Here is a 23,262-nt window from a genome sequence, read left to right as displayed (position 1 = left end):
CCTCCGAAAGCTTCGCCTTGTTTGTCACGCCTAACGTCATCGACCTGATCGGCGATACGCCGCTGGTGCGCCTGAACCGTCTGTCCGATCAGACGGGCTGCGAAATCCTGGGCAAGGCCGAGTTCTTGAATCCCGGCGGCTCGATCAAGGATCGCGCGGCCCTGTCCATCGTCCAGACCGCGCGGGCGTCGGGCGCGCTGAAGCCCGGCGGAACCCTGGTGGAGGGGACGGCCGGCAACACCGGCATCGGCCTGGCCCTGGTCGGGGCGGCCCTGGGCCATCCGGTGGTCATCGTCATTCCACGCACCCAGTCCGAAGAGAAGAAGTCCGCCATCCGTTCGCTGGGCGCGCGCCTGGTCGAGGTGGACGCCGCCCCCTTCTCCAGCCCCAATCATTTCGTTCACTATTCGGGCCGCCTCGCCGCCGAATTGAACGACAGCCAAGAGGCGGGCGCCCTCTGGGCCAATCAGTTCGACAACACCGCCAATCGCGACGCTCACTACGCCGCCACCGGCCCCGAGATCTGGGCCCAGACGGACGGCCGGGTGGACGCCTTCGTCTCGGCGGTCGGCTCGGGCGGCACCATCGCCGGCGTCTCGGCCTATCTGCGTGAAAAGAAGCCCGATGTGACGATCGCCCTGGCCGATCCGGCGGGGGCGGCCCTGTTCAACTGGTTCAGCAAGGGCGAAATGTCGGGCGAAGGCTCGTCCATCACCGAAGGCATCGGGGTGGCGCGGATCACCGGCAATCTGGAGGGGTTCACGCCCGACCACGTCTACCGGATCGAGGACGCGGAGTTCCTGCCCCTGTTGTTCGATCTGGTGAAACACGAAGGCTTGTCGCTGGGCGGTTCGGCCGGGGTGAATATCGCCGGCGCCGTGCGCCTGGCCCGGGAGATCGGGCCGGGCAAGACCATCGTCACCTGCCTGTGCGACCCAGGCTCGCGCTATGCGTCCAAGCTGTTCAACCCGGAATTCCTGCGGTCGAAAGGCTTGCCCGAGCCGGATTGGGCCTAGGTTTCACATCGCCTTCTGCTCCGCGATCCAGGCGTCCATGCGCCGGTCCAGCAAGTCCAGCGGCAACGGGCCCTCGGTCAGCAGCGCGTCGTGGAACGTCCGCACATTGAACTTCGGCCCCAGTTCACGCTCGGCCCTGGCGCGGATTTCGCGCAGGCGGATTTCGCCGATCTTGTAGGCGGTCGCCTGGCCCGGCCAACCGATATAACGCTGCAACTCGGTCTCGATATTGTGCGGCGCCAGGGCCGAGTTGTCGCGGAAACAGGCGCGCGCCTGTTCCTCGCTCCAGCCCATCCAATGCAGGCCGGTGTCGGCCACGAGGCGACAGGCGCGCCACATCTCGTAGGACAGCCGGCCGAACCGTTCGTAGGGCGTGCGATAGAAGCCCATCTCCTCGCCCAGATATTCGGCGTACAGGCCCCAGCCCTCGGTGAAGGCGCTGACATTGGCCTGCCGCCGGAAATAGGGTTGGCCGGCCGCCTCCTGCTGCAGGGCGATCTGGATGTGGTGGCCGGGCACGGCCTCGTGAAGGGTCAGGGCCGGCAACTCATAGAGGGGCCGCTGGTCCAGCTTGGACGTATTGACGATGTAGTGGGCGGCCACGCCGTTCTGCATCGACCCGCCGTTGTAGCGGCCTGTGGTGTAGTTCGCCTCAATCTGGGGCGGAACGGGCTGCACGTCATAGGGAAGACGGGGCAGGGTGGCGAACAGGGCCGGCAGGCCGCCGTCCGCGCGCTTGGCCATTTCCGACGCCTTTTCCAGCAGTTGTTCGCGGCTGGCGGCATAGAACCGGGGGTCGGTGCGCAGGAAGTTCAGGAAACCGGCGAAGTCGCCGGTCCAGCCCGACGCCTTCATCTCCGTCTCCATCCGGGCGCGGATGCGGGCCACTTCGGACAGGCCGATCTGGTGGATCTGGTCGGGCGTCAGGTCGGTGGTGGTGTGGCCCCGCACCAGATAGGCGTAGAGCGCCTTGCCGCCCGGACGGGCGCCGATGCCGGGTTCGACCGGCGCCTTGGGCAGGTAGTCGGTTTCCAGGAAACTCAGCCAGGCCTGACGCGCCGGGACGATGACCGAGGCGACGGCGGCGGCGCCCTCGACCCTCAGTCGATCCTTGTCGGCCTGGGACACGGTCGCGGGCAGGGTGTCGAAGGGTTTCAGCAATGGCTCGGCGTCGGGCGCTATCGCCACGTCGTTGCGGGCCAGGGCTACGGCGCTTTCCGTCACCGACCTGGCCTGGATCAGGCCCGTATCCAGGCCGCGCCGCGCATTTTCGGTCGTCTGGGCGTAGATGCCGCCGAAGCCCCGGATGCGCCGGATATAGGCCTGGGCCTCCGCCGTCGAGTTCAGCCGCGTGCTTCCCCCGACATACAGGGCCCAGGTTCCCGGCCCGCCCTCGCTGTCGAACGCCAGTCGGCCGGCGTCGTAGTCCAGCCCTTCGATGCTGCGTTTCAGGCTGTAGAGCAGGAAGGCGTGGTTGATGGCGCCCGCGTGGGAAAGACTTGCCGGGTCGACGGCGTCCAGCCGACGCACGAACGCCTCCAGCGGCGCCCGTTGGGCCAGTTCGAAGGCGCGCGACAGATCGGGAACCCGGCCCATCGCCTCCACGTCGCCCTCGCCGCCGGCCGAGAAGGGGTCGACCGACTTCAGATAGGTCTCGTAATCGGCGATCAGGACGTTCAGTGCGGCGTCCGACGGCGCAGCGACCGCAGCGCTCGCGGCCTGGGCCAGGACGAATGCAGGCGAGGCCGAGGCGAGCAGGGCCGCCAAGGCCATGTGGGAAATCTTCATCGTGCGCCCTCCAGTGCAGGGGCGCAGTGCAAGCCTAGCCTTGGGGCGGCGTCAACCGCAGACGGCGAAGAACCGTTCGATCCCGGCCTTGGCGGTCGGGTGGGCGACATAGACTTCGCGTTCACCGTCGGCCCAGTTGGCGATCCAGCCCAGGCGGCGGAACCGCTGGAAGACCGGGTCCTTGGTCGCGGCGTGCGCGGTCAGCAACTCGCCTTCGTGAACGACGGCCGGCTCCGATGTCGCAGCATAGCGTTCGGTGTCGCCGCCCGATTCCAGATGGATTTCCCGGCCCGGCTTCTCGCTGGACGCCGTGACCTCCAGCGCGCCCGTGCCGGCCTGACACAGCAGATGCAGCTTCACCTCGTCGCTGTTCGCCACCCCATAGGCCAGGCTGGCCTCCGAACCGTCGCGGTTCATGAACCAGTCCAGGCCGGGCGTGGCGGCGGGGGCGCCGGACGCGCCGGACAAAGCGTCGCCCGGCGACGGCGCATGGGTGGCGCAGGCGGCCACGGCGGAGACGGCGATCAGGGACGGGATCAGGCGGGACAGGCGCATGCTTGATCTCTTCTATCCGGCGCAGCGGTCGGCGAAGCGGCGAAGCTTGGCCATATGGGGGCGTTCGACCGTGATCGACCTGACATCGTCGCCGACGGCTATGGTCATGCGGCCGTCGGCGACGAAGGCCGAAAAGGCGGGGTGTCCGACGGGTATGCCGGCTTCCAGCTTGCCGTCGCGCCCGACCCGCGCCTGGCTGGCCGCCGTCGCCCCGCCGGCGGTGATGCGGGCGAAGCCGGCCGAGACGGGCGAGCCGTAGACAGAGACGGTCACGGCCCCGGAACCGGGCTGACATTGAAGCGTGGCGCGCAGTTCGGCCGTGTCGGGAATGTCGTTGGCCAACACCAAGGGGCCGTCGCCTTCATAGAGGCTCCAGGTCCAGCCCCCCGAAGCGGCCTGCAACGCCAGGGCCGCCAGGGCCGAAACCATAGGCATCATGCGCCAGCCCCCGCCGACGACGCGCATCGCCGCGTCTGGCCCAATGTCGTCGGGCCGGCCCCAAACCGCAAGAGATCAGACAGCCGCACGTCCTCCCGACAGGCTTCAGCAGGACGAAACGCGGTTATCCGCGGACGGTTCAATCGGGCGGATCAGAAGGGGCTGAACCGCTCCACCAGGCTCTGGGCGGCCGGGGCCGACTGGACGCGGCTGATGTCGCCGCGCCCGCCGTAGGAGATGCGCGCCTCGGCGATCTGGGTGTGGTTGATCGCATTGGCCGAGGAGATGTCCTCGGGCCGCACGATGCCGGCGACGGTCAGTTCGCGGACCTCGCGATTGGTGCGCACTTCCTGCCGACCCTGGATCACCAGATTGCCGTTGGCGAGGACATCGGTGACGACGGCGGCGATGGTCAGGGACACCTTCTCCGCCCGGTTGACCGAGCCGGTTCCCGCCGACTTCGATTCGCCCTCCATCCCGACCATGTTCGAACGGTCGAATCCGCCGGGGAGGATGCGGCCCAGGCTGCTTTCCAGACCGAACAGGTGAGAGACGCCGCCTGAAATGTCGTTGGAACGCGACCGCTGGGTCGAGTTCTGCGTCTGGGCGCGGTCGTCGATGTCGATCTTGACCGTCAGGATGTCGCCGATATGCCGCGCGCGCTGATCGCCGAAGAAGGTTCGGGCGCCGGCGCGCCACAGGCTGTTGGCGCTGGCGGGCGCGGTCTGGGGCGCCGGCAGATAGGCCTGCTGCACCGGGACCAGGGCGGCCGGATAGCCGATGGGGGCCAGTTCGGGGCCGCGCACCGTCTCCGCGACGGTGGAACAGGCGGCCAGGGGGGCGATGGCGGCGATGGTCAGGATGATCTTGCGCATGACGGGGAGTCCCTAGCGGGCGGCGAACTGTTGAGGGGCGGCGCGGGCGACATCGGCGGCCGGACCGGCGACGGCCTGGCCGGGACCGGAGGCGACCGCGTCGATGACGCGGTTGGACGCAGTGTTCATGATGGCGACGGGTTCGCCCAGGCCGGCGCCGCGCATGGCCTTGCCCATGACGGCCAGGTTCACCCCGCCTACCTGATAGGTGACGCGCACCATGTCGTTGCGGGCGATGACCTGCTGGACCGCGCCGGGTCGATAGGCGGCGCGGGCGGTCGGCTGGACCGCGGCGGACGCAGCGGGGGCCTCCGCCATGCCCTGAACCGGCGCCTCGGCGCGACGCACGGCGACCCGGCGCAGGCCGTTGGGATTGGCCCAGTCCAGACCAGCCTGGCGCGCCTGGGCCTGAAGCTGACCGGCCTCCAGCACGACGGACGGACCCACGCGCTGGGCCACCATGACGTCGGCGGCGGCCCCGGCGCCCTCGAACAGATCGCCCAGGGTGACGCGGCCGTCGTCGTCGACCGGATTGGCGCGCAGCACGATCGGGCCGGCCCATGCCGAGCCGGCGAAGGCGCAGGCGGCGACCGAAAGGATGAGCGTTCGGGTCAGGCGCATGGCTCAGCTCTTCACTTGCGAGGCGACCGACAGCATCTGGTCGGCGGTCGAGATGACCTTGGAATTCATCTCATAGGCGCGCTGGGCCACGATCAGGGCGCTGATTTCCGAGACTGCGTCCACGTTCGACGCCTCGGTGTAGTTTTGCAGCACCTGGCCGAAGCCCACGTCGCCCGGCGTGCCGACGATGGCCGGACCCGAGGCCGCCGTCTCCAGCAGCAGATTGTCGCCGATGGCTTCCAGCCCCGCTTCGTTGAAGAAGTTGGCCAGTTCGATCTGCCCCACGGTGGTCGGGGCGGTCTGGCCGTCCTGCGTCACCTGGACCAGGCCGGTCTTGGAGATGGTCAGCTTGGTCGTGTCCTGCGGGATGGTGATGGCGGGTTCCAGCAGGTAGCCGTCGTCGGTGACGATCTGACCTTCCGGGCTGACCTGAAGATTGCCCGCGCGGGTATAGCCGATTTCGCCCGAGGGCAGGGTGATCTGGAAATAGCCCTTGCCGTCGATGGCCATGTCATAGGGATTGCCGGTCGCCTGGGGCGTGCCCTGTTCGGTGACGCGATAGACGGCGCCCGCCTTGACGCCCGCGCCGATCTGGATGCCGGTCGGAACGACGGTGCCGGCGCTGGACGACTGCGCGCCCATCCGTTCGACGTTCTGATAGAGCAGGTCCTGGAACTCGGCGCGCTGCTTCTTGAAGCCCACCGTGTTCATGTTGGCGATGTTGTTGGAGATGACCTCCACGTTCAGCTGCTGAGCAGCCATGCCCGAGGCGGCGGTGCGAAGTGCGCGCATCTTTGGGGCTCCCTTTAGGCGGCCTTGCCGAGGCGCTCGACGGCGCGGCGGCTAAGGTCGTTGGTGTTGTCGATCATCCGGGACACGCTTTCGTAGGCGCGGCTGATCTCGACCAGATTGGTGATTTCGGTCAGCGGATTGACGTTGGAGGATTCCAGCGCGCCCTGGTGGATCTGGGCGTCCGCGGCCTCGATGGGTTGGGTGTTGGAGCGGTTGCGGTAAAGGCTGTCGCCGCCCTTTTCGAGCACGCCCAGCGTTTCGAACCGCACCACCGACAGCCGGCCCGTGACCTGGCCGTTCTGAGTGATCGTGCCGTCTTCGCCGACGCTGGGCGCGCCCAGATCGGGGTCCAGGACGATCTCGGCGCCGCCGCCCAGCACGGCCTGGCCCTGTTTGGTGGTCAGCCTGCCTTCCGGGTCCAGGGTGAAGGCGCCGTCGCGGGTGTAGGCCTGGCCGTTCGCGCCGTCGCGCACGGTGAAGAAGGCGCCTTCCCCCGAGATGGCGAAGTCCAGGTTGCGGCCCGTCTGCTGCATCGATCCCTGGCCGAAGTCGCGGCCGACGCCGTTGTCGAGCACGAAGCTGGCGGAGGGGCGGATGCTGTCGTTCCTGGCGCGCTGGCCCACCTGGACGCCGAGCATCAACTGCTCGACCTTGAAGCCGGTGGTGTTGGCGTTGGCGACGTTGTTGGCCACGATGTCCAGTTCGCGACGCAGCGTCATCTGCCGTGACAGTCCGATGTAGGCGGCGTTTTCCACGAGAGGCGTGCTCCTTCGCCCGCATTCTCGCAACGGCCGTGCCAACAGGGTTAATCCAGGCGGAATGCGGGTTCTGGCGGCGCCGGGCAGGGGGCGACCCGGCAAATCCTGCCCATTGTAAACGCGGCGTTAACCAAACCCGGTCGATCTTCCCCCAGAGAGGGTCTCCGGGGCGCGCGCATGTTCAAGTTCGGCAAGAAGAAGGGCGACGCGGCTGCGGACGCCGCCCTGCCTGCCGTCCAGGACGGGGCGGCGGGGGCCGATGGCGACGCCGCCGCGCCCAAGAAGAAGAAATTGCCGCTGCTGTTCATCATCGCCCCCGTGGCGCTGCTGGTGCTGGGCGGCGGCGGGGCGGCGGCCTTCTTCATGATGAAGCCCAAGCCGGCCGAGGCCCACGGCGGCGCCGCCGCCGAGCAGGGGCATGGCGCGGAGAAGGCCGAAAAGAAGGAAGAGAAGGGCGGCGGTCACGGCGGAGGCGGCAAGGAAGGCGAGGCCGACCCGTCGCTGGGCGTCATCGCCGCCGGGCCGGACGGCGTGACCTTCTACACCCTGCCCGACATGGTCATGAACATTCAGTCGGCCGACAGCCGCCCGACCTTCCTGAAACTGAAGCTGACGCTGGAGATGCGCGACGCCGCCGTGGCGACCCATCTTCAGGAGGAGATGCCGCGTCTGCAGGACATGTTCACCGGCTTCGTGCGCGAACTGCGTCCCGAGGACCTCAGCGGTTCGGCCGGCACCTATCAGCTGCGCGCCGAAATCCTCCGTCGCGTCAACATGATCGCCGCGCCGGGCAAGGTCGACGCCGTGCTGATCGAAGAAATGCTGGTGCAATAGGCATGAGCGACGCGGCGCAACTGGACCCGTTCGGCGGCCTGGGCGATCCGGGCGACGCCCTGTCCGAACGGGTGCTGAACCAAGACGAGATCGACAGTCTGCTGGGCTTCGACTTGGGCGATGACGACGGCGCGGAGCGTTCGGGCATCCGCGCCATCATCAACTCGGCCCTGGTGTCCTACGAACGCCTGCCGATGCTGGAGATCGTGTTCGATCGCCTGGTGCGGTTGATGACGACGTCGCTTCGCAACTTCACCTCCGACAATGTCGAGGTGTCGCTGGACAACATCTCTTCGATCCGGTTCGGCGACTATCTGAACTCCATCCCCCTGCCAGCGATACTGGCGGTGTTCCGGGCCGAGGAGTTGGACAACTACGGCCTTCTGACGGTCGATTCCAACCTGATCTATTCGATCGTGGACGTGCTGCTGGGCGGACGTCGCGGCACGGCGGCCTTGCGGATCGAGGGGCGGCCCTACACCACCATCGAGCGGGTGCTGGTCCAGCGGATGGTCGAGGTCGTGCTGAACGACGCCCGCCAGGCGTTCGAGCCCCTGACGCCCGTTCATTTCAATCTGGACCGGCTGGAGACCAATCCCCGTTTCGCCGCCATCGCGCGTCCCGCCAATGCGGCGATCCTGATCAAGCTGCGCATCGACATGGAGGATCGCGGCGGTCGGATCGAGCTGTTGCTGCCCTATGCGACGCTGGAGCCGATCCGCAAAATGCTGCTGCAGCAGTTCATGGGCGAGAAATTCGGCCGCGACAACATCTGGGAGGGCCACCTGGCCACCGAGATGTGGACCACCGAGACCGAGGTGCGGGCGGTGCTGGACGAGCAGATGATGCCCTTGTCCGACGTGCTGGATCTCAAGGTCGGCGACACCCTGATGCTGAACGCCACGCCGGATTCGGAAGTGTCGATCCGCGCCGGCTCCATCCCCCTGACCACCGGCCGCATGGGCCGCAAGGGACAGTTCATCGCCGTGCGCGTGGAAGGGCCGGTCAATCCCGAGACCGCCGCCCGCCTAGGAGGAAAATCCTGATGGCCGGAATGATCATGGATGCGGTGCTGATGCTGCTGCTGGTCGCGGCGGTCGGCTATGGCGTCAAGCTGGAGCGCAAGCTGTCTGCCCTGCGCACCGGGCAACTGGCCTTCGCCCAGGCCGTGACCGAACTGAACGCCGCCGCCGGCCGGGCCGAGACCGCCCTGGCCACTCTGCGCGCCTCGGGCCAGGAAACCGATCTGCTGCACGACCGCATCATCAAGGCGCGCGAGGTCAAGGCGCAGCTTGAAGTCCTGATCGCCCGCGCGCCCGTGTCGACCGCCGCCCCGGCCCGCCTCGGCGAGGAGGATTTGACGCTGAGGGCGGAAGCGGCGCGTCGCGCCCCATCCGCCGCCCCGGCTCCGTCTCCGACCCCCGCCGCCCCTGCCTCCGAGGACGAGGCGCGCGCCGAACGCATGGCCGCCCTGGCCGAGCGCATCCAGGGTCTGACCGGGCCGGCGACCACCCGCCGCGCCGCCGCCGCTTCCGCCCCGATGGCCGTCCAGACCGGCCGCGACAATGTCGCCGCCATCGTCCAGGCCCTGACCGCCGGTCGATCCGCTAACCATTCCGCCAAACAAAGCCTCAACGCCGCGCGTCGTAATCTGGACGACGACCTGTTCGCCGCCTGAGTTCGGAACCGCATTTCATGGCCCGCATCCCCCGCCTTCTGCCCCTGATCGCCATCGCTATCGGCGGGGTGGTCGCCGTGCGCGCCGTGGGCGTGGCGCCGGGCCTGTTCGAGGGCGCCAAGGCCTGGGCCGAGGAGACCGCGCCCGCCGTCGTCGGCGCGCCGGCCAAGCCCGCGCTTCCGGGAACCTGCGCCGCCCTGTCGCCCGAACAATTGGCTCAACAGGCGGGGATTTCACCGGCCGAACTGAAGATCATCCAATCCCTGTCCCAGCGTCGTGCAGCCCTGGACGCTCGCGATCAGGATTTCGCCACCACCCTGCCGCTGATGGTCGCCGCCGAACAGAAGCTGGACGCCAAGATTCAGGCCATGGCCGCCCTGAAGGCCGAGATGCGGCAGATGCTGGGCCAGGTGGACGAACGCGAAAAGGCCGAGATCGACCGGCTGGTTCAGGTCTATTCGGCCATGCGTCCCAAGGAGGCCGCGCCGGTCATGGCCACGCTGGAGGACAAGGTCCGCCTGCCGGTCGCCGCCGCCATGCGCCCGCGCACCTTGGCCGCCATCATGGCGCAGATGCAGCCGGCCCAGGCCCGCGAACTGACCGAAAAGCTGGCCGCCCGCTTCCAGGCCCAGCAGATGGCCGCCCGCGCCGCCGCCGCCGAGGCCGCCGCCCCGCCGCCCGCGCCGACCCCGGCCGTCCAGCCCGCCGCCTCGACGCCGCCCGCCGCTCAGGCCGCCCGCCCGGCGACGCCCCGTGCTTCGACGCCCCGTCCTGCGGCGTCGCGCCCCGCCCAGCGGCCGGCGGCCGCGCCCGCGCGCCGTCCCGCCGCCGCGACCTCGTCCGCGCCCGCCGGTCCCCAGGCCTATCAGCCCTCGGGCGCCCCGAACGCCCAACCGCGCCAGACGGTCCAGTAGGGCCTGCGCCGCCGACGCTTTCGGTTGGCATCCGCGCCGGGCGCCGCTATCACCGCGCCTTTCCCGAGACCCCGAGCCCGCGCCATGTCCGACACGCCCCCCGACCGCCTTTCGGTCGATCCGTCCAGCCCCCACCATGACGCCGAGGCGCTGCAACGCGGCGTGGGCGTCCGCTTCAAGGGCGAGGAAAAGACCAATGTCGAGGAATATTGCGTCTCCGAAGGCTGGGTGCGGCTGGCCCTGGGCAACCGCGTCGACCGCAAGGGCAAGGCCCTGACGGTCAAATTGCAGGGCGCCGTCGAACCCTATTTCCAGAACGGCTGACACTGAATAGGGTCCGGTTCTTCCCGTTCTGGAGCCTGCCCTCATGTCCCGTCGTCTGCCGACCGCCAGCGCCTTAGCGCTGGGCCTCGCCGTCTTCGCGCCCCTGGCGCACGCCCAGGACGCGGCCACCGTTCAGCAGGCTGTCGTCGTGCGCGACGCGGCGATGCGCGCCAACATCGCCCTGGACTACGTCACCCAACTGACCACGCGCTTCGGCGCGCGGCCGGCGGGGTCGAAGTCCGAACAGGACGCCGCCGTCTGGGCGGCCGACTATCTGCGCAGCCAGGGCTTCCAGAACGTCCGCATCGAAACCTTCCCGCTGGTGGGCTGGGAGCGGGGCGAAAGCTCGGCCGCCATCGTCGGCGACAACGCCCAGACCCTGGCGGCCGCTGCGCTGGGCCATTCGCCCGCCACGCCGCGCGGCGGGGTCGAGGCCGAAATCGTGCGGGTCGCCTCGCTCGAAGACCTCCAGGCCGCCCCCGACGCAGCCGTTCGCGGCAGGATCGTCTATGTCGACCTGGGCCAGATGCACGCCATGCAGGACGGCTCGGGCTATGGTCCCCAGACCCGCGTGCGCGGCGCAGGACCCGGCGTGGCGGCGGCCAAGGGAGCGGCGGCCTTCGTCATGCGGTCCGTAGGTTCGGACGATAACCGTCTGCCCCACACCGGCTCGACCCGCTATGTCGACGGCAAGCCGACCATTCCCGCCTTCGCCCTGGCCGCGCCCGACGCCGATCAGGTCAGCCGTCTGGTCGCCATGGGCCAGCCGGTGCGGATGCGCCTGAGCTCCACCGCCCGCACCTATCAGACCCACAGCCAGAACGTGATCGGCGATCTGCCGGGCGCGACCCGGCCGGACGAGATCATCGTGCTGGGCTCGCACATGGACAGCTGGGACCTGGGCACGGGGGCCATCGACGACGCGGCGGGCGGCGCCATCACCGTCGCCGCCGCCAAGGCCATCGCCGACAGCGGCCGCCGCCCGGCCCGCACCCTGCGCGTGATCTTCTACGGTTCGGAAGAGGTGTCCCAGCCGACGCCCCAGACCGGAAACGGCGGCGCGGTCTATGCGCGCGGTCAGGGCGCGGCCCTGGACAAGCACGTCATCGCGGGCGAGAGCGATTTCGGCGCCGACCGCGTCTACGCCCTGCGCCTGCCCGCCGGCGCGCAAGGATCCGACTTCCAGAAGGCGGCGACGCGGGTGCTTTATCCGATCGGCGTCCTGGCCTCGGATCGGGTCGAGACGGAGGGCGGCGTGGACATCGGCCCGATGGGTCCGCTGGGCGTGCCCTTCTTCGGTCTGGCCCAGGACGGAACCCGCTATTTCGACCTGCACCACACGGCCAACGACACGCTGGACAAAATCGACCCGGCGCAACTGAGCCAGAACGTCGCCGCCTGGGCCGGCCTGCTGTGGCTGATCGCCGATTCCGACGTCGATTTCCGCGCCATGAAGTCCGCGGCCTCCGCCCCGGCCGCCCCCGCGCATTAGATCGCTTGGAGACCCGAACCGGTTCTGTCTATAGGGGCCGGACCAGCAAGCGGGCGTGGCGAAACTGGTAGACGCAGCAGACTTAAAACCCACTACCGTAGATTTACGTATCTAAATCAATCGGTTAGATCGGTTACTGACTTACACATACCTTACACAGTTGCCGCTCGCGGCAGGAAGGTCATGTCGTGGAGTCCCACACGCTCATGGATGGTCGGCTGCACGTCTACCGACGCGAGAACAGCCGGTACTGGCAGTGCGCGACCTATCTGAGTGGTCGCAATCATCGCCAGTCGACCAAGGAAACCAACATCGCCTACGCGCGCGAGTTCGCGCAGGATTGGTATCTGGACCGGGTCGCTGAAGACCGGCTACGGCGACGTGGCGCTCTGCCCTCGGCGCCGGACACACCGATCGTCATCCCCGAGCGGACTTCACCGAAGCGGCCCGGCGAGAAGACGTTCCGCGAGGCGGCCGCAGCGTTCGAGAAAGAGTACGAGGCGATGACGCTCGGCGAGCGGAACGCCCAGTACGTCGCCAGCAAGGGGAGGGTGATCCGCATCTACCTCAACCCCTTCTTCGGCGACTTGCCGATTTCGGAGGTCTCGGCTGGTCGCATTCAAGACTACAGGCTTCATCGGGTCACGCCGCCGGAGGAGCCGGAGCGCGTGCGCTATGTCTCCGGTGGCCGCGAGCGCATCGGCAAGGCCAAGGCATGGAAACGGCCGAGCCGCCAGACGCTCCACAATGAGATGGTTTGCCTGCGACAGATCCTGAAGTCCGCCAACCGCAAGGGCTGGATCGCCGCGCTTCCGGACATGAGCAATCCGTATCGGGCATCCGGCAAGGTCAGCCACCGCGCCTGGTTCTCTCCGGAAGAGTACAAACGCCTTTACGAGGCGACCCGCGAACGCGCGAAGAACCCGAAGAAGGAGCGCTGGCGCGAGGAGTGCGAGCAGTTCCACGACTTCGTGCTCTTCATGGTCAACACCGGTCTGCGTCCCGACGAGGCGCAACGGCTCGAATTCAGGGACGTGTCCATCGTCGAGGATGAGGCGACCGGCGAGCGGATCCTGGAAATCGAAGTCCGTGGAAAGCGCGGGGTGGGCTTCTGCAAGAGCATGCCCGGTGCGGTTCGACCGTTCGAACGGGTGCTCAAGCGCAAGAACGGCCAGCCGACCGACCTCGTCTTCGGCCTCGTGCAGCGCGAGCTGTTGAACGCCATCCTCGACGAGCTCGGCCTGAAGAAGGACAGGGATGGACGGCCCCGCACGGCCTACAGTCTACGGCACACCTATATCTCCATGCGGCTCATGGAGGGCGCGGACATCTATCAGGTCGCCAAAAACTGCCGGACCAGCGTGGAGATGATCGAGAAGTTCTACGCCTCGCACATCAAGAACGTGCTGGACGCCTCCGCGATCAACGTCCGCAAGCCCAAACCGGCGAAGCGTAAATCGGTGGACGCGGATGCCGTCTGATCCGAGCCCTGAATCACCGAACTTGATTATTTCACTGAAATGGGCTATTTCAGCGTGATGATGAAACTGGAACTTTCAGTGAAAGAGACCGAGCGCGCCCTGGCTAGGGAGCTGCGTGACGTGCTCGCCGTCGTTCCCACGGTGGAACTGCGGTCCCTCGACATCGAGGGGCTGGGCGACGCCCCGCGCGTGGACATCATCGCCGATGTCTCTATCGCATCCCGAGCCTTCACCATCCTGATGGAAGTGAAAAGCTCCGGTCAACCGCGCGCGATCCGCAGCGCCGTCGAACAGGCTCTTCATGCGGCCGAGACCATAGGGGTGAAGTCAATCGTATTGGTCGGCGCGCCCTATATGGCGGACGCGGCTCGACGCCTGTGCGACGAGGCCGGCGTGGGCTGGCTCGATCTCGCGGGTAACGTCCGCATCGTCGGTCCCGGCCTCTATATCGATCGCCAAACGGCCGAGAAGCCCAAGTCGGTCGCTCGCGAGCTCAAGTCGCCGTTCGCACCGAAATCGGCCCGTGTCCTGCGCTGCCTGCTCGAGACGCCCGGTCGAGCCTGGAAGGTGACGGACCTCGCCGACGCCGCGAAGGTCAGCCTGGGACAGGTCAGCAATGTCCGGCGCGCACTGATCGAGCGCGAATGGGCCACGGCCGACTCCGAGGGGCTTCAGTTGACCGATCGGGAGGGCCTCCTGCGAGGCTGGCGGGAGAGCTACGAGCCACCCGTGGGTGAGCGGCGGCGCTATTACACGACCCTGCACGGCCAGCGACTGGAGGTCGCGCTGCGCGACGCCCTGCGCGAGGCCCAGCCAACGGGCCGGGCCGCAGCCATGTCCTTCACGGCGGCCGACTGGTGGGCGCCCTATGCCCGTGTGCCGATGACCTACCTCATCGCCGAGCCTGACGCCCTGCCGGCTCTGGTCGAGGGCCTGCAACTGAAGCCCGTCGAAAGCGGCGCCAACGTCGAGATCCTGATCCCCGACGACGCCGACCTGTTCGACGACCTGCGTCAGCCGGCTCCCGGCCTCTGGACGACCAGCCCGCTGCAAACCTTCCTCGATCTCGGAGCGGGTGGCGAACGAGGACAGGAGGCGGCGGATCATCTGCTTGCCAGCGTGTCGCAGTGGTGAAGCCTGAACCGCAGAGCGCGGCGGATTACCCCGCGCGCAGCACCGCCGCCGTCCGCCGGACGCTGGTCGAGATCGGACAGATTCTCGGCAGCTATGAAGGCAAGTTCGCCGTGGTCGGTGGCGCCGTGCCTTGGCTGTTGCTCGAACCCGACGACATGATCCACGTCGGGACCTTCGACATCGATCTCGCGCTCGACCCCGTCGCGCTCGCCGATACCGAGTACGCGGACCTGGTCCACGCGCTTCAGGCCCAAGGCTACGAGCGGGGGCCGGAGGATCGGGCGTTCCAGCTGACCCGGGAGGTCCCCGCCGAGGACGGCGGCGCCCCGATCAAGGTCGTCGTCGACTTCCTGATGCCGCGTGACGCGGTCGTTCCGAAGCGGGAGCGACCGCTGGTCGAGGACTTCGCCGTCCAGAAGGCGGATGGAGCCGATCTGGCGATCGACTTCCAGGCGCTGATCGAGATCGAAGACCGGATGCCCGGACGGTCCGGGACGAACCGCGTGAAGATCGCGGTGGCCTCGATCCCGGCGCTTCTCGGCATGAAGGGCCATGCCCTTGTCGGGCGCTTCAAGCGCAAGGACGCCTATGACATCTACTACTGCGTCAGGAACTATCCAGGCGGCCCCGAGGCCCTGGCTGAGGCCTGCCGTCCTCTGATGGAGCGAGCCAGCGCTCTCCAAGGCTATGAGAAGATCGCCAGCAAGTTCCGGGAGGTCGACGACCACGGGCCGACCTGCGTCCGGGAGTTCGTCGAGGCCAGTGAAGCCTTGGGCGACCGCACACCGGAGCAGTGGCAGACGGACGCCTTTGGGCAGGTGCGCGCCTTCCTGAATGCGATGGGCCTCTAGCCGCCCGCGAGCGCCAGCTCCTCGGTGGTGTATTCGGCCGATCCGCCCTGGATCGACTTGAACGCCTTCTTGTGCGCTCCGGAAGGGATCGGGAGAGACTCAGCCTGCAACGCGCCGATCTTTTCCGTCAGTTCGGACAGGCGCGCGCGAAGCGCCGCGTCGTCCATCATCTGCACATCGATCTGGATGAACTGGCGCAGAGCGCGGCGCAGGACGCCGTAGGAGACGCCGCTCCGATGGTGCTGTGACGCCCGTTCGGACGGATTGAGGAAGGTCATCAGGGCTGTGATGGCGGCGCCGACGAGCGCGAGGGATCCTCCGACGGCCGGGTCCATGTCCGCCAGGATGGTGGCGCCGGCGGTGGCGCCGATCAGCGCGGCCGGAACGCCGAGCCAGTAGTTGCGGCCTCGCCAGCCGCTGGCCGCTTCGAAATGGCCCTTCTCGGAATACAGAGCGTCCACGGCCAGGCGGCGGGCTTCCGCCAGAATGGCGTTGCGGGGATCGCTTTCGGTCGGGATCGCGGCATCGGTCATGACAGAGGTCCTATCGCGGGCCCTAACAGGGACCGCCATTCCGCGCCCGCCCGCCGGTCGGCGTTCACAGCCTCATACTGGCAGGCCCGCTCGGCGGTCGCCAAGGCCGTTCGCGCCCGGGACGCCCAGGCGTCGCCGATCGGCGCCCATTCCCCCGTTCCGGGCATCTCCACCGAGCCCCCGACGTATTGGAGCGTGAACGCGAGGAAGTCGCGGATCATCCAGTCTTCATAGCCCGCGGTCGCATGCTGCCAGGTCGCGAGGAAGGCGACGGCCAGCCGTTCGAGCATGAAGGACTTGATCGGCACATTGGCATGACGCTGCCACTGCTTCGCCATCCGGATCAGGCGGCGGGTCGCACCGAAGGTGGCCCGATCCGACGCTTCCAGCACCGAGAGTTCGGCCCACGGATCGGTCGCGCGATAGGACCCGCCCCCGTTGGCGTCGGCGATCAGATACTGGCCGTTGTCGAGGCGGAACGCCGGGATGACCTCGATCGGCATGGTGGCGAAGGGAACAACGACCGCCTGGCCGTCGCCCCGGATCGCCGTCTGGGGGTAGGTGTTCGACAGCGTCGAGCGAACTTCCTGCAACAGCTGGGACTGACGGTTGCCCGCGCGAGCCTCGTAGCGATGGAAGATGTCGAGCGGCATGCAGAACAGGACATCGATGTCCCGCGGCGGCGCGACCCTCAAGCTCTTGGCCCAGGACCCGATCAACAGGCTGTTTTCCGTCGCGTCGCCATGGCCGTAGTACCATCGGTTCAGGGCGGCGCGGACGCCTGCTTGCTTGCGCTGGCCGTCGGCCGCCTGCTGCTCCGTGATGCCCAGTCGGTGGACGAAGCCCGAGAAGCGCGGCCCCACGAGCATCCAACCCGGCGGCTGCGGGGGTGGCGGAGCGGGCGGCAACGAGGCGAGGAAGCTCAAATCTGGACCTGGAAACGCCGGCGGTGCTCCGGCATATCGCCGATATAGGGGACGTATCGGCCGATGCGAGGGGCGAGGATCAGAGGGGATGCTCGGCTGGAGATATGCGACGGCAGGCCGAGGGTTGAAGGGCGCGGCCCGCCTTGGCTCGGAGACCCGAACGCGGGTATAGAGCCAGCTCGGCTGGCGGGCGTGGCGAAACTGGTAGACGCAACGGACTTAAGCTGAGGATTGAGTGCGCCGGGGGAAATCCCGGACGTAGAACCGCTCAAAGTCGGGGAACCCTGTCAGATGGCGATCCCGAGCCAAGCCCGTTTTCGGACGGGAAGGTGTAGAGACTAGACGGGCGGCGTCTAAGGCCTTCGGGCTATGACGAAGGGATAGTCCAGACCACGAACGCCCTTAGGGCGGCGGCGAAAGTCGAAGTGGTACGAAAATCCGTCGGGCGAAAGCCCTTGCCGGTTCGACCCCGGCCGCCCGCACCACCGAGATCCGAGACTCGTCCTTCAGCCCGCCCGATCGGCGGGTGCAGCCCGTCCCTGAAGGTCGGCGAGAACATGCTCGGCCACTTCGATGACGGTCGCGAAGTCGCAGATCATCTGCCCGTGGAAGCGGACGGGCCGCGCGCCTTCGCCGAAGGAATGCATCATCACCGGCTCGAAGACGCCGAGCCGTCGCTGTGCGGCGATGACCTCCGGCCAACGACCCCAATCCCAGTCCGGACCGCCGACCTGGGCCTCGAGCCTCGCGAACTCCGCCGCGGCCGCGTCGTCGAGTTGTTTGGGCGGGATGTAGAGAGGGATGCGATGGGCGAGGGAGTGCCGATACTCTTCCAGATAGCCGAACCAGGCATCCGTCCCCGTCAGATAGGCCTTTGTCCGCGCCGAGAGGCTTCCGCGAAGATCCTCGTTGTCGGGCGTCAGACCGATCCGGCTGCGGTGGAGGGGGCGTCCGTTCGGGCCTCGCACGTCCGCTTCGAGACACCAGAGCCAGGCGAGGTTGTCCATCACGCCGAACACATTGATGATGAAGGACTGCAGGAAGGCGGTGGCGTCCCAGATGGCTTCACGCGTGGGTTCGGCCTCCTGCGGCGGCAGCACTTCGAAGACCCGCTGGAGCCCGTGCTTCAGGTCGGAAAGCCGTCGGCAGACGCCGTGGGTCATCATCTCCCTAGCCCGGGGGACCTGAAGCTGGAGCCGGAACAGCTCGTTCGTTAGCGCGCCCTCCCGCTCCAACCAGTCGTCGCACCGGTCCTGCATCTCTGTGACGTCGTCATCGGTATAGGCCATGGCTGCACTCTAGTGATCGACCGCACTTCGTTCCTAGCCTCCGGTTGGGGATGAACGACCCTTGCGATGGAAGGCCCTCGCCGACTCTGCCTAGAGCATCGCTCATGACCCACGACGAGCTCGACCAGACGCTGGACCGCATGTTCAAGGATGCGGTCTCGCCCGAGGACCAGCCCGGCGCCGTGACCGTCCAGACGGACGACTGGCTGGGCGTGCTGTCGACGGCGCGGGCGACGTGCGCCACCCTCCAAAATGGGCTGCGTTATCGCGACATCAGGATCCTTGTCTCCTCCCAGTTCGAAACTCAGGTGCTGTCCCGTGCCGAAGCCGGCGACCGGGGCGAGCCATACAGGGAGCTACGCGACCGGACTGAGAGCGATGTCCGCCCGCGCGCCTAGGCCGGCTTCGACGAGGAAGCGCGGCGCGGCCTCGACGGTCTGTTCAACCTGCTGATCGCAGAGCGCCGTCTCCAGGAAAGCACTACGGCCGCGGCGATCCTGGCGGCATGAGGAATGGGGGACGGGCCTGGAACTTCTGCGAGGAAGCCCGGGGTTTCAGGACCGGCCGCCGCCGACGCCAGAGACGTCCCCCGGCTCCCGGTCGGTCCCTATCTTGCCGGAACCCGTCGCGACGAACCTAGCGTCTCCCAGCGCGGACGCAATCGACGCCCATGGCTGATGATGATGCGTCGCGTGAATCGGCGGGATGCGATACGGCAGAGCGCCGATGCGCGACCGACCTCGCGTCCGGCCGCGGTTCCGCGCCGACCCGCCGTCGGCCGGGCCGCACACCATCCAGCCGAGGACCTGACCATGAAACCCTTCATCGCGCTCTCGATCTCGGCCGTGCTTCTGTCCGGCTGCGTCGGGGTGACCCCGCCGGCAGGCGGCCTGAAGGTCGCAAGCTGGAACATGGAGCATCTCGCGGAGCGGGACGGGGAGGGCTGCAGCCCCCGCACCGAGGCCGACTACGCTCTTCTCCGGCGCCACGCCGAATCGCTCGGCGCCGATGTCATTGCTTTCCAGGAAGTCCAGAACCAGGCCGCGGCGGAACGGGTGTTCGACCCCGCCGTCTACGACGTGGTCATGTCCGGACGCCCTGCCAGCACCCGCAGCGGCGAATGCCGGGGCCAGCCCGGCCTGTTCATCCAGAACCAGGCGGTCGGCTTCGCAATCCGCAGGGGCGTTGCCTGGACCCGCAACCCGGACCTGAGCGGCCTGGCCCTGGGCAACCCCGATCTGCGCTGGGGCGTCGATGTGAACGTGACCCAAGGCCGTCCCCTGCGTCTCCTGGCGGTTCACCTGAAATCCGGATGCAACTCCGGCCGAACGCCGACGGACCCGGATTGCCCGGTTCTCTTTGACCAGCTTCCTGTGCTCGAAGGCTGGACGGAAGCACGGGCCCGCGAGGGGGAGGCCTTCGTCGTGCTCGGCGACTGGAACCGCCGTCTCGCCAGTCGAGGCGACGAGTTTCTGGCCGATTTGAACGACGGCGATCCGGAAGGTTCGACCCTCACTCTCGCCTCGGGTGATCGCCCGGCGGGCTGCAAGGCGCGCTATCGGGATTTCATCGACTTCATCGCCACCGGCGGCCGGGCCACGGCCCGTGTCGCTCCGGGCTCGTTCGAGGAGTATCGGTACGGCGGAGCTCCCGAAGACGAACACCCGTCGGATCACTGTCCGATCGCTGTAGGCATCCTCGGCTGATCGCACCGATACCTGGTTGTCAGGCGCCGCTCGGCCCTCGACTTTCCTCTGGGCCATCCCGCGAGCGGTTGTGGCGAACTGCGTGTCTCAACTTGCGCCTGTCCCGTAGACACGCATTAGATTGGGGAAAACGCATTCGGAGGGGCAATGCTGGGTCGGGGATCGGAGTGGCGTCGGTGGGAGCCGCATATCCATGCGCCGGGGACTGTGCTGAACAATCAGTTCAGCGGGCCGAGCGCCTGGGAGAACTACCTTGCGGCGCTGGAGGCGGCTACGCCTCTGATCGAAGCTGTCGCCGTCACGGACTACTACGTCACCGACACCTATGAGGAAGTGCTTCGCAGGCGCCGGGATGAGGGGCGTCTGCCGAACGTTCAGCTGGTCTTTCCGAACGTCGAGTTGCGCCTGCACGTCGCGGCGAAGAGCGGCTTCGTCAACATGCATCTGCTCGTCAGTCCCGAAGACGAGGACCACGTCGAACGCATCCAGCGTTTTCTAGCCCGGCTTGAGTTTAAAGCCTTCGATGATCGCTTCGACTGCACGCGATCGGAGCTCATCCGGCTGGGGCGTCGCGACAAGGGGGCTCAACTAGATGAGCGAGCGGCGTTGGAGCACGGCGCCACACAGTTCAAGGTCAGCTTCGAACAGCTTCGCACCGTATGGGACGAGGATGCTTGGGCGCGTGCGAACGTCCTCATTGCTGTCGCTGGTGGTTCGGGAGACGGCACTGCGGGAGTTCGCGAGGCCGCCGACCAGGTGACTCGCCAGGAGATCGAGCGTTTCGCCCATGTGATCTTTGCGAGCAGCGATGCCCAGCGCGACTTCTGGCTCGGCCGGAAGGCGTTGAACGAAGAAGAGCTGCGATCGCGCTACAATGGGCTGAAACCCTGCCTTCACGGGAGCGACGCCCACAAGGCCGACGATGTAGGAGCGCCGTTCGGCAACCGCTTCTCCTGGATTAAGGGCGGCCTTGAGTTTGACGCGCTTCGCCAAGCCTGCATCGACCCGGCGGGGCGAGCGCACGTCGGAGCCGAACCCCCCGCCGCTGCGACGCCCTCTCAGGTCATCTCAGCGGTGCGAACGGTTGGGGCGGACTGGATGGTCACCCCCGATATTCAGCTGAATCCGGGGTTGGTCGCGATCATTGGTGCGCGGGGCTCCGGCAAGACGGCCTTGGCCGACATGATCGCAGCCGGATGCGACGCCGTATCTCCGACGGTTTGGCAAGATCAGAAGGGGGTAAGCGCCTCCTTCCTGGCCAGAGCGCGCCCATTGATTGGAGCGGAGACAATCACCGTCGATTGGGCGGGCGGCGATAGCGCGACCCGTTTCCTGGACGGGCGAGATGCTGATGACCCCTTGAACTATCCCCGTGCCCGCTATCTTTCCCAGCAGTTCGTAGAGGAGCTCTGCTCGGCGAACGGGATGACTGATGCCCTCCTTAGGGAGATCGAACGAGTGATCTTCGAGGCGCATCCGTATTCCACGCGGGAAGGAGCGGTTGATTTCGCTGAGCTGCGCGAGGGGAGGACACGGCTCCACAGTCTCGCGCGGGAGAGGGAGGTGGACGCCATCGCCGCCATGTCCGAGCGGATCGGCCTAGAGCATGAGAAGGACAGGCTCAGGGGCGCGTATGACGCGCAGATCCTTCAGAAGACGAACCTCATCAACGCCTACACGACGGACCGCGCCAAACTCGTCGCCAAGGACAGCGAAACCAACGTCGCGCGTCACACCGCACTGTTCGGTGCAGCTGAAGCTCTGCGGACGAAGAACCGGACGCTAGTCGCCCAGCGGCAGGCCTTCCTGGCGGTGCAGTCCGAGGTGGGCGCCATGCGAGCGACAGGCGCGCCCGAAGCGCTGAGGGCGATGATGGCGCGGCACCGCGAGGGGTTCATGACCGAAGAGCAGTGGGCCGCGTTCCTGCTCGACTACAAGGGCACGGTCGATGACAACCTCGTCGCCTACGTGAGTTGGGTAGACGGAGAAATCTCGCGACTTCGCGGCGCGCCGCCCCCTCCTCAACAGGATCCGACGGCCCCCTTGATCGCGGCCGATGCCGACCTGGCCGCATTGCCGCTCCTCCTCCTTGAGGCGGAGATGGCTCGGCTTGAGAGCCTGATCAGCGCCGACAGGGATATTCAGCGGCGCTATAGCGAGCTCACGCAGAAGATCACGATTGAAACCGCAGCGCTCGAGGCGGCCAAGGAGAGGCTCGCCGACGCGCAGGGCGCCGCCGAGAGGATCAAGACGCTGAACCTCGAAAGGGACGCTGCCTATGAGCGCGCGTTCGCCGCGCTCGTCGCCGAACAGAAGGTGCTGGAGAACCTCTATCGCCCCCTGATGGAGCGCTTAGCGACTTCGCCCGGCACGCTGAAGAAGCTCACCTTCTCGGTGTCCCGCGTGGCCGACGTCGATCGTTGGGCGAGTACGGCCGAGGAGGGACTTCTTGACCTTCGCAAGCAGGGTCCGTTCCGCGGCCGGGGAGCACTGATCGATGCTGCCCGCACGCAGCTGAGACCCGCATGGGAGAGCGGAAGCGCCGAGGATGTGGTCGCAGCGATGAGCGCATTCCGTGACACCTACCAGAAGGATTTGCTCCAGCATTCGCCAGTTCCGAGCGGCGATACAGTCGAGATGCGCGCTTGGCTGAAGCGGTTTGCCCTCTGGCTTTTCAGCACGGACCACATGGAGATCCGATACGGCATCTCCTATGACGGTATCGACATCCGCAAACTGTCTCCAGGAACTCGCGGCATCGTACTGCTGCTGCTTTACCTGGCGCTGGACGAGGGGGATGACCGTCCGCTGATCATCGATCAGCCCGAGGAAAATCTCGATCCCAAGTCGGTGTTCGAAGAGCTCGTCGGGCTCTTCATCTCGGCCAAACGAAAGCGGCAGGTCATCATGGTCACGCACAACGCCAACCTGGTGATCAACACCGACGCCGATCAGATCATCGTTGCGGAGTCGGGGCCGCATCCGGCCGGCAGCCTTCCTCCGATCACTTATGTGAGCGGTGGTCTGGAGAACCAGATCATCCGGAAAACTGTCTGCGATATCCTTGAAGGCGGTGAGTTCGCCTTCAAGGAGAGAGCACGTCGCCTCCGAGTGAGGCTCCGCAGATAGGAAAACCGCTCGATCTCGCGGCTATCAAGGAGCTAAGTCCGTATGTCCTTGCCCTCGTTCGGCCTGGCGCCGGATGCTGCAGCCTTCAGCAGCGCCTAGGAGGAAGGAATGGACACGCTCTTTGTGGG

23 protein-coding genes are annotated in these 23,262 nt (G+C 67.2%); 13 read left to right on the top strand and 10 right to left on the bottom strand.

Going from position 1 to position 23,262, the window contains the following annotated elements; translation table 11 throughout:
- Positions 1-17 precede the first annotated feature (17 nt).
- A complete protein-coding gene (locus DI624_RS02055) occupies positions 18-1,016 on the top strand; it encodes a cysteine synthase A (protein ID WP_291535736.1) in 999 nt (332 codons plus the stop codon).
- Positions 1,017-1,019: 3 nt separating this feature from the next.
- Here the strand turns inward: DI624_RS02055 and DI624_RS02050 are convergent, their stop codons facing one another.
- The 7 genes from DI624_RS02050 to flgF form a co-directional block, all read right to left on the bottom strand.
- Positions 1,020-2,804 (bottom strand): DUF885 family protein, encoded by a 1,785-nt coding sequence (locus DI624_RS02050; RefSeq protein WP_291535735.1) that lies wholly within the window; start codon positions 2,802-2,804, stop codon positions 1,020-1,022.
- A 51-nt stretch (positions 2,805-2,855) separates the two neighbouring features.
- Positions 2,856-3,359 (bottom strand): hypothetical protein, encoded by a 504-nt coding sequence (locus DI624_RS02045; RefSeq protein ID WP_291535734.1) that lies wholly within the window; start codon positions 3,357-3,359, stop codon positions 2,856-2,858.
- A gap of 12 nt (positions 3,360-3,371) precedes the next feature.
- Entirely contained in the window at positions 3,372-3,824 is a 453-nt protein-coding gene (locus DI624_RS02040; protein ID WP_291535733.1) for a hypothetical protein, read from the bottom strand.
- A gap of 125 nt (positions 3,825-3,949) precedes the next feature.
- Positions 3,950-4,672: a flagellar basal body L-ring protein FlgH gene (gene flgH / locus DI624_RS02035; RefSeq protein WP_291535732.1), complete on the bottom strand. Its 723-nt coding sequence runs from the start codon at positions 4,670-4,672 to the stop codon at positions 3,950-3,952.
- A 12-nt stretch (positions 4,673-4,684) separates the two neighbouring features.
- Positions 4,685-5,293: a flagella basal body P-ring formation protein FlgA gene (locus DI624_RS02030; RefSeq protein ID WP_291535731.1), complete on the bottom strand. Its 609-nt coding sequence runs from the start codon at positions 5,291-5,293 to the stop codon at positions 4,685-4,687.
- Positions 5,294-5,296: 3 nt separating this feature from the next.
- Positions 5,297-6,085 (bottom strand): flagellar basal-body rod protein FlgG, encoded by a 789-nt coding sequence (flgG, locus tag DI624_RS02025; RefSeq protein WP_291535730.1) that lies wholly within the window; start codon positions 6,083-6,085, stop codon positions 5,297-5,299.
- Between the two features lie 14 nt (positions 6,086-6,099).
- Positions 6,100-6,840, bottom strand: coding sequence for a flagellar basal-body rod protein FlgF (gene flgF, locus DI624_RS02020; protein WP_291535729.1), 741 nt, complete (start codon positions 6,838-6,840; stop codon positions 6,100-6,102).
- A gap of 180 nt (positions 6,841-7,020) precedes the next feature.
- Between flgF and DI624_RS02015 the strand changes: the two genes are divergently transcribed.
- The 9 genes from DI624_RS02015 (at position 7,021) to DI624_RS01975 (ending at position 15,551) form a co-directional block, all read left to right on the top strand.
- Positions 7,021-7,677, top strand: coding sequence for a flagellar basal body-associated FliL family protein (locus DI624_RS02015; RefSeq protein ID WP_291535728.1), 657 nt, complete (start codon positions 7,021-7,023; stop codon positions 7,675-7,677).
- 2 nt (positions 7,678-7,679) lie between these two features.
- Complete coding sequence (gene fliM / locus DI624_RS02010; protein WP_291535727.1) at positions 7,680-8,723, top strand: flagellar motor switch protein FliM; 1,044 nt, start codon at positions 7,680-7,682, stop codon at positions 8,721-8,723.
- Entirely contained in the window at positions 8,723-9,355 is a 633-nt protein-coding gene (locus tag DI624_RS02005; protein ID WP_291535726.1) for a DUF6468 domain-containing protein, read from the top strand. Before fliM ends, DI624_RS02005 begins: the two co-directional genes overlap by 1 nt.
- 17 nt (positions 9,356-9,372) lie before the next feature.
- On the top strand, positions 9,373-10,269 hold the full coding sequence (locus DI624_RS02000) for a hypothetical protein (RefSeq protein WP_291535725.1): 897 nt from the start codon (positions 9,373-9,375) through the stop codon (positions 10,267-10,269).
- A gap of 84 nt (positions 10,270-10,353) precedes the next feature.
- Positions 10,354-10,593 carry a DUF3297 family protein gene (locus DI624_RS01995; RefSeq protein WP_291535724.1) on the top strand — a complete coding sequence of 80 codons (240 nt, stop codon included), beginning with the start codon at positions 10,354-10,356 and terminating at the stop codon, positions 10,591-10,593.
- Between the two features lie 43 nt (positions 10,594-10,636).
- Positions 10,637-12,085 carry a M20/M25/M40 family metallo-hydrolase gene (locus DI624_RS01990; protein ID WP_291535723.1) on the top strand — a complete coding sequence of 483 codons (1,449 nt, stop codon included), beginning with the start codon at positions 10,637-10,639 and terminating at the stop codon, positions 12,083-12,085.
- A 188-nt stretch (positions 12,086-12,273) separates the two neighbouring features.
- Positions 12,274-13,566 (top strand): site-specific integrase, encoded by a 1,293-nt coding sequence (locus DI624_RS01985; protein WP_291535722.1) that lies wholly within the window; start codon positions 12,274-12,276, stop codon positions 13,564-13,566.
- A 39-nt stretch (positions 13,567-13,605) separates the two neighbouring features.
- Positions 13,606-14,700: a hypothetical protein gene (locus tag DI624_RS01980; protein ID WP_291535721.1), complete on the top strand. Its 1,095-nt coding sequence runs from the start codon at positions 13,606-13,608 to the stop codon at positions 14,698-14,700.
- Complete coding sequence (locus DI624_RS01975) at positions 14,697-15,551, top strand: nucleotidyl transferase AbiEii/AbiGii toxin family protein (protein ID WP_291535719.1); 855 nt, start codon at positions 14,697-14,699, stop codon at positions 15,549-15,551. Before DI624_RS01980 ends, DI624_RS01975 begins: the two co-directional genes overlap by 4 nt.
- Here the strand turns inward: DI624_RS01975 and DI624_RS01970 are convergent.
- The 3 genes from DI624_RS01970 to DI624_RS01960 form a co-directional block, all read right to left on the bottom strand.
- A complete protein-coding gene (locus DI624_RS01970; RefSeq protein WP_291535718.1) occupies positions 15,548-16,084 on the bottom strand; it encodes an SLATT domain-containing protein in 537 nt (178 codons plus the stop codon). The two genes, DI624_RS01975 and DI624_RS01970, sit on opposite strands and share 4 nt — an antisense overlap.
- A complete protein-coding gene (locus tag DI624_RS01965) occupies positions 16,081-17,010 on the bottom strand; it encodes a hypothetical protein (RefSeq protein ID WP_291535717.1) in 930 nt (309 codons plus the stop codon). The genes DI624_RS01970 and DI624_RS01965 overlap by 4 nt, the downstream gene beginning before the upstream one ends.
- A gap of 506 nt (positions 17,011-17,516) precedes the next feature.
- A complete protein-coding gene (locus DI624_RS01960) occupies positions 17,517-18,299 on the bottom strand; it encodes a hypothetical protein (protein ID WP_291535716.1) in 783 nt (260 codons plus the stop codon).
- 104 nt (positions 18,300-18,403) lie between these two features.
- On the opposite strand from DI624_RS01960, the gene DI624_RS01955 reads away from it, so the two are divergent.
- From DI624_RS01955 to DI624_RS01945, 3 genes are all read left to right on the top strand, one after another.
- Complete coding sequence (locus DI624_RS01955; RefSeq protein WP_291535715.1) at positions 18,404-18,697, top strand: hypothetical protein; 294 nt, start codon at positions 18,404-18,406, stop codon at positions 18,695-18,697.
- Positions 18,698-19,111: 414 nt separating this feature from the next.
- Complete coding sequence (locus tag DI624_RS01950) at positions 19,112-20,005, top strand: endonuclease/exonuclease/phosphatase family protein (RefSeq protein WP_291535714.1); 894 nt, start codon at positions 19,112-19,114, stop codon at positions 20,003-20,005.
- Between the two features lie 147 nt (positions 20,006-20,152).
- Positions 20,153-23,134 (top strand): TrlF family AAA-like ATPase, encoded by a 2,982-nt coding sequence (locus tag DI624_RS01945; RefSeq protein WP_367142069.1) that lies wholly within the window; start codon positions 20,153-20,155, stop codon positions 23,132-23,134.
- Positions 23,135-23,262 lie beyond the last annotated feature (128 nt).

This window comes from Brevundimonas sp. (genome assembly GCF_003248455.1).
Lineage (GTDB): Bacteria > Pseudomonadota > Alphaproteobacteria > Caulobacterales > Caulobacteraceae > Brevundimonas.
The sequence above is the reverse complement of the archived record's forward strand: the minus strand, read 5'-3'. Positions and strand labels throughout refer to the sequence as shown.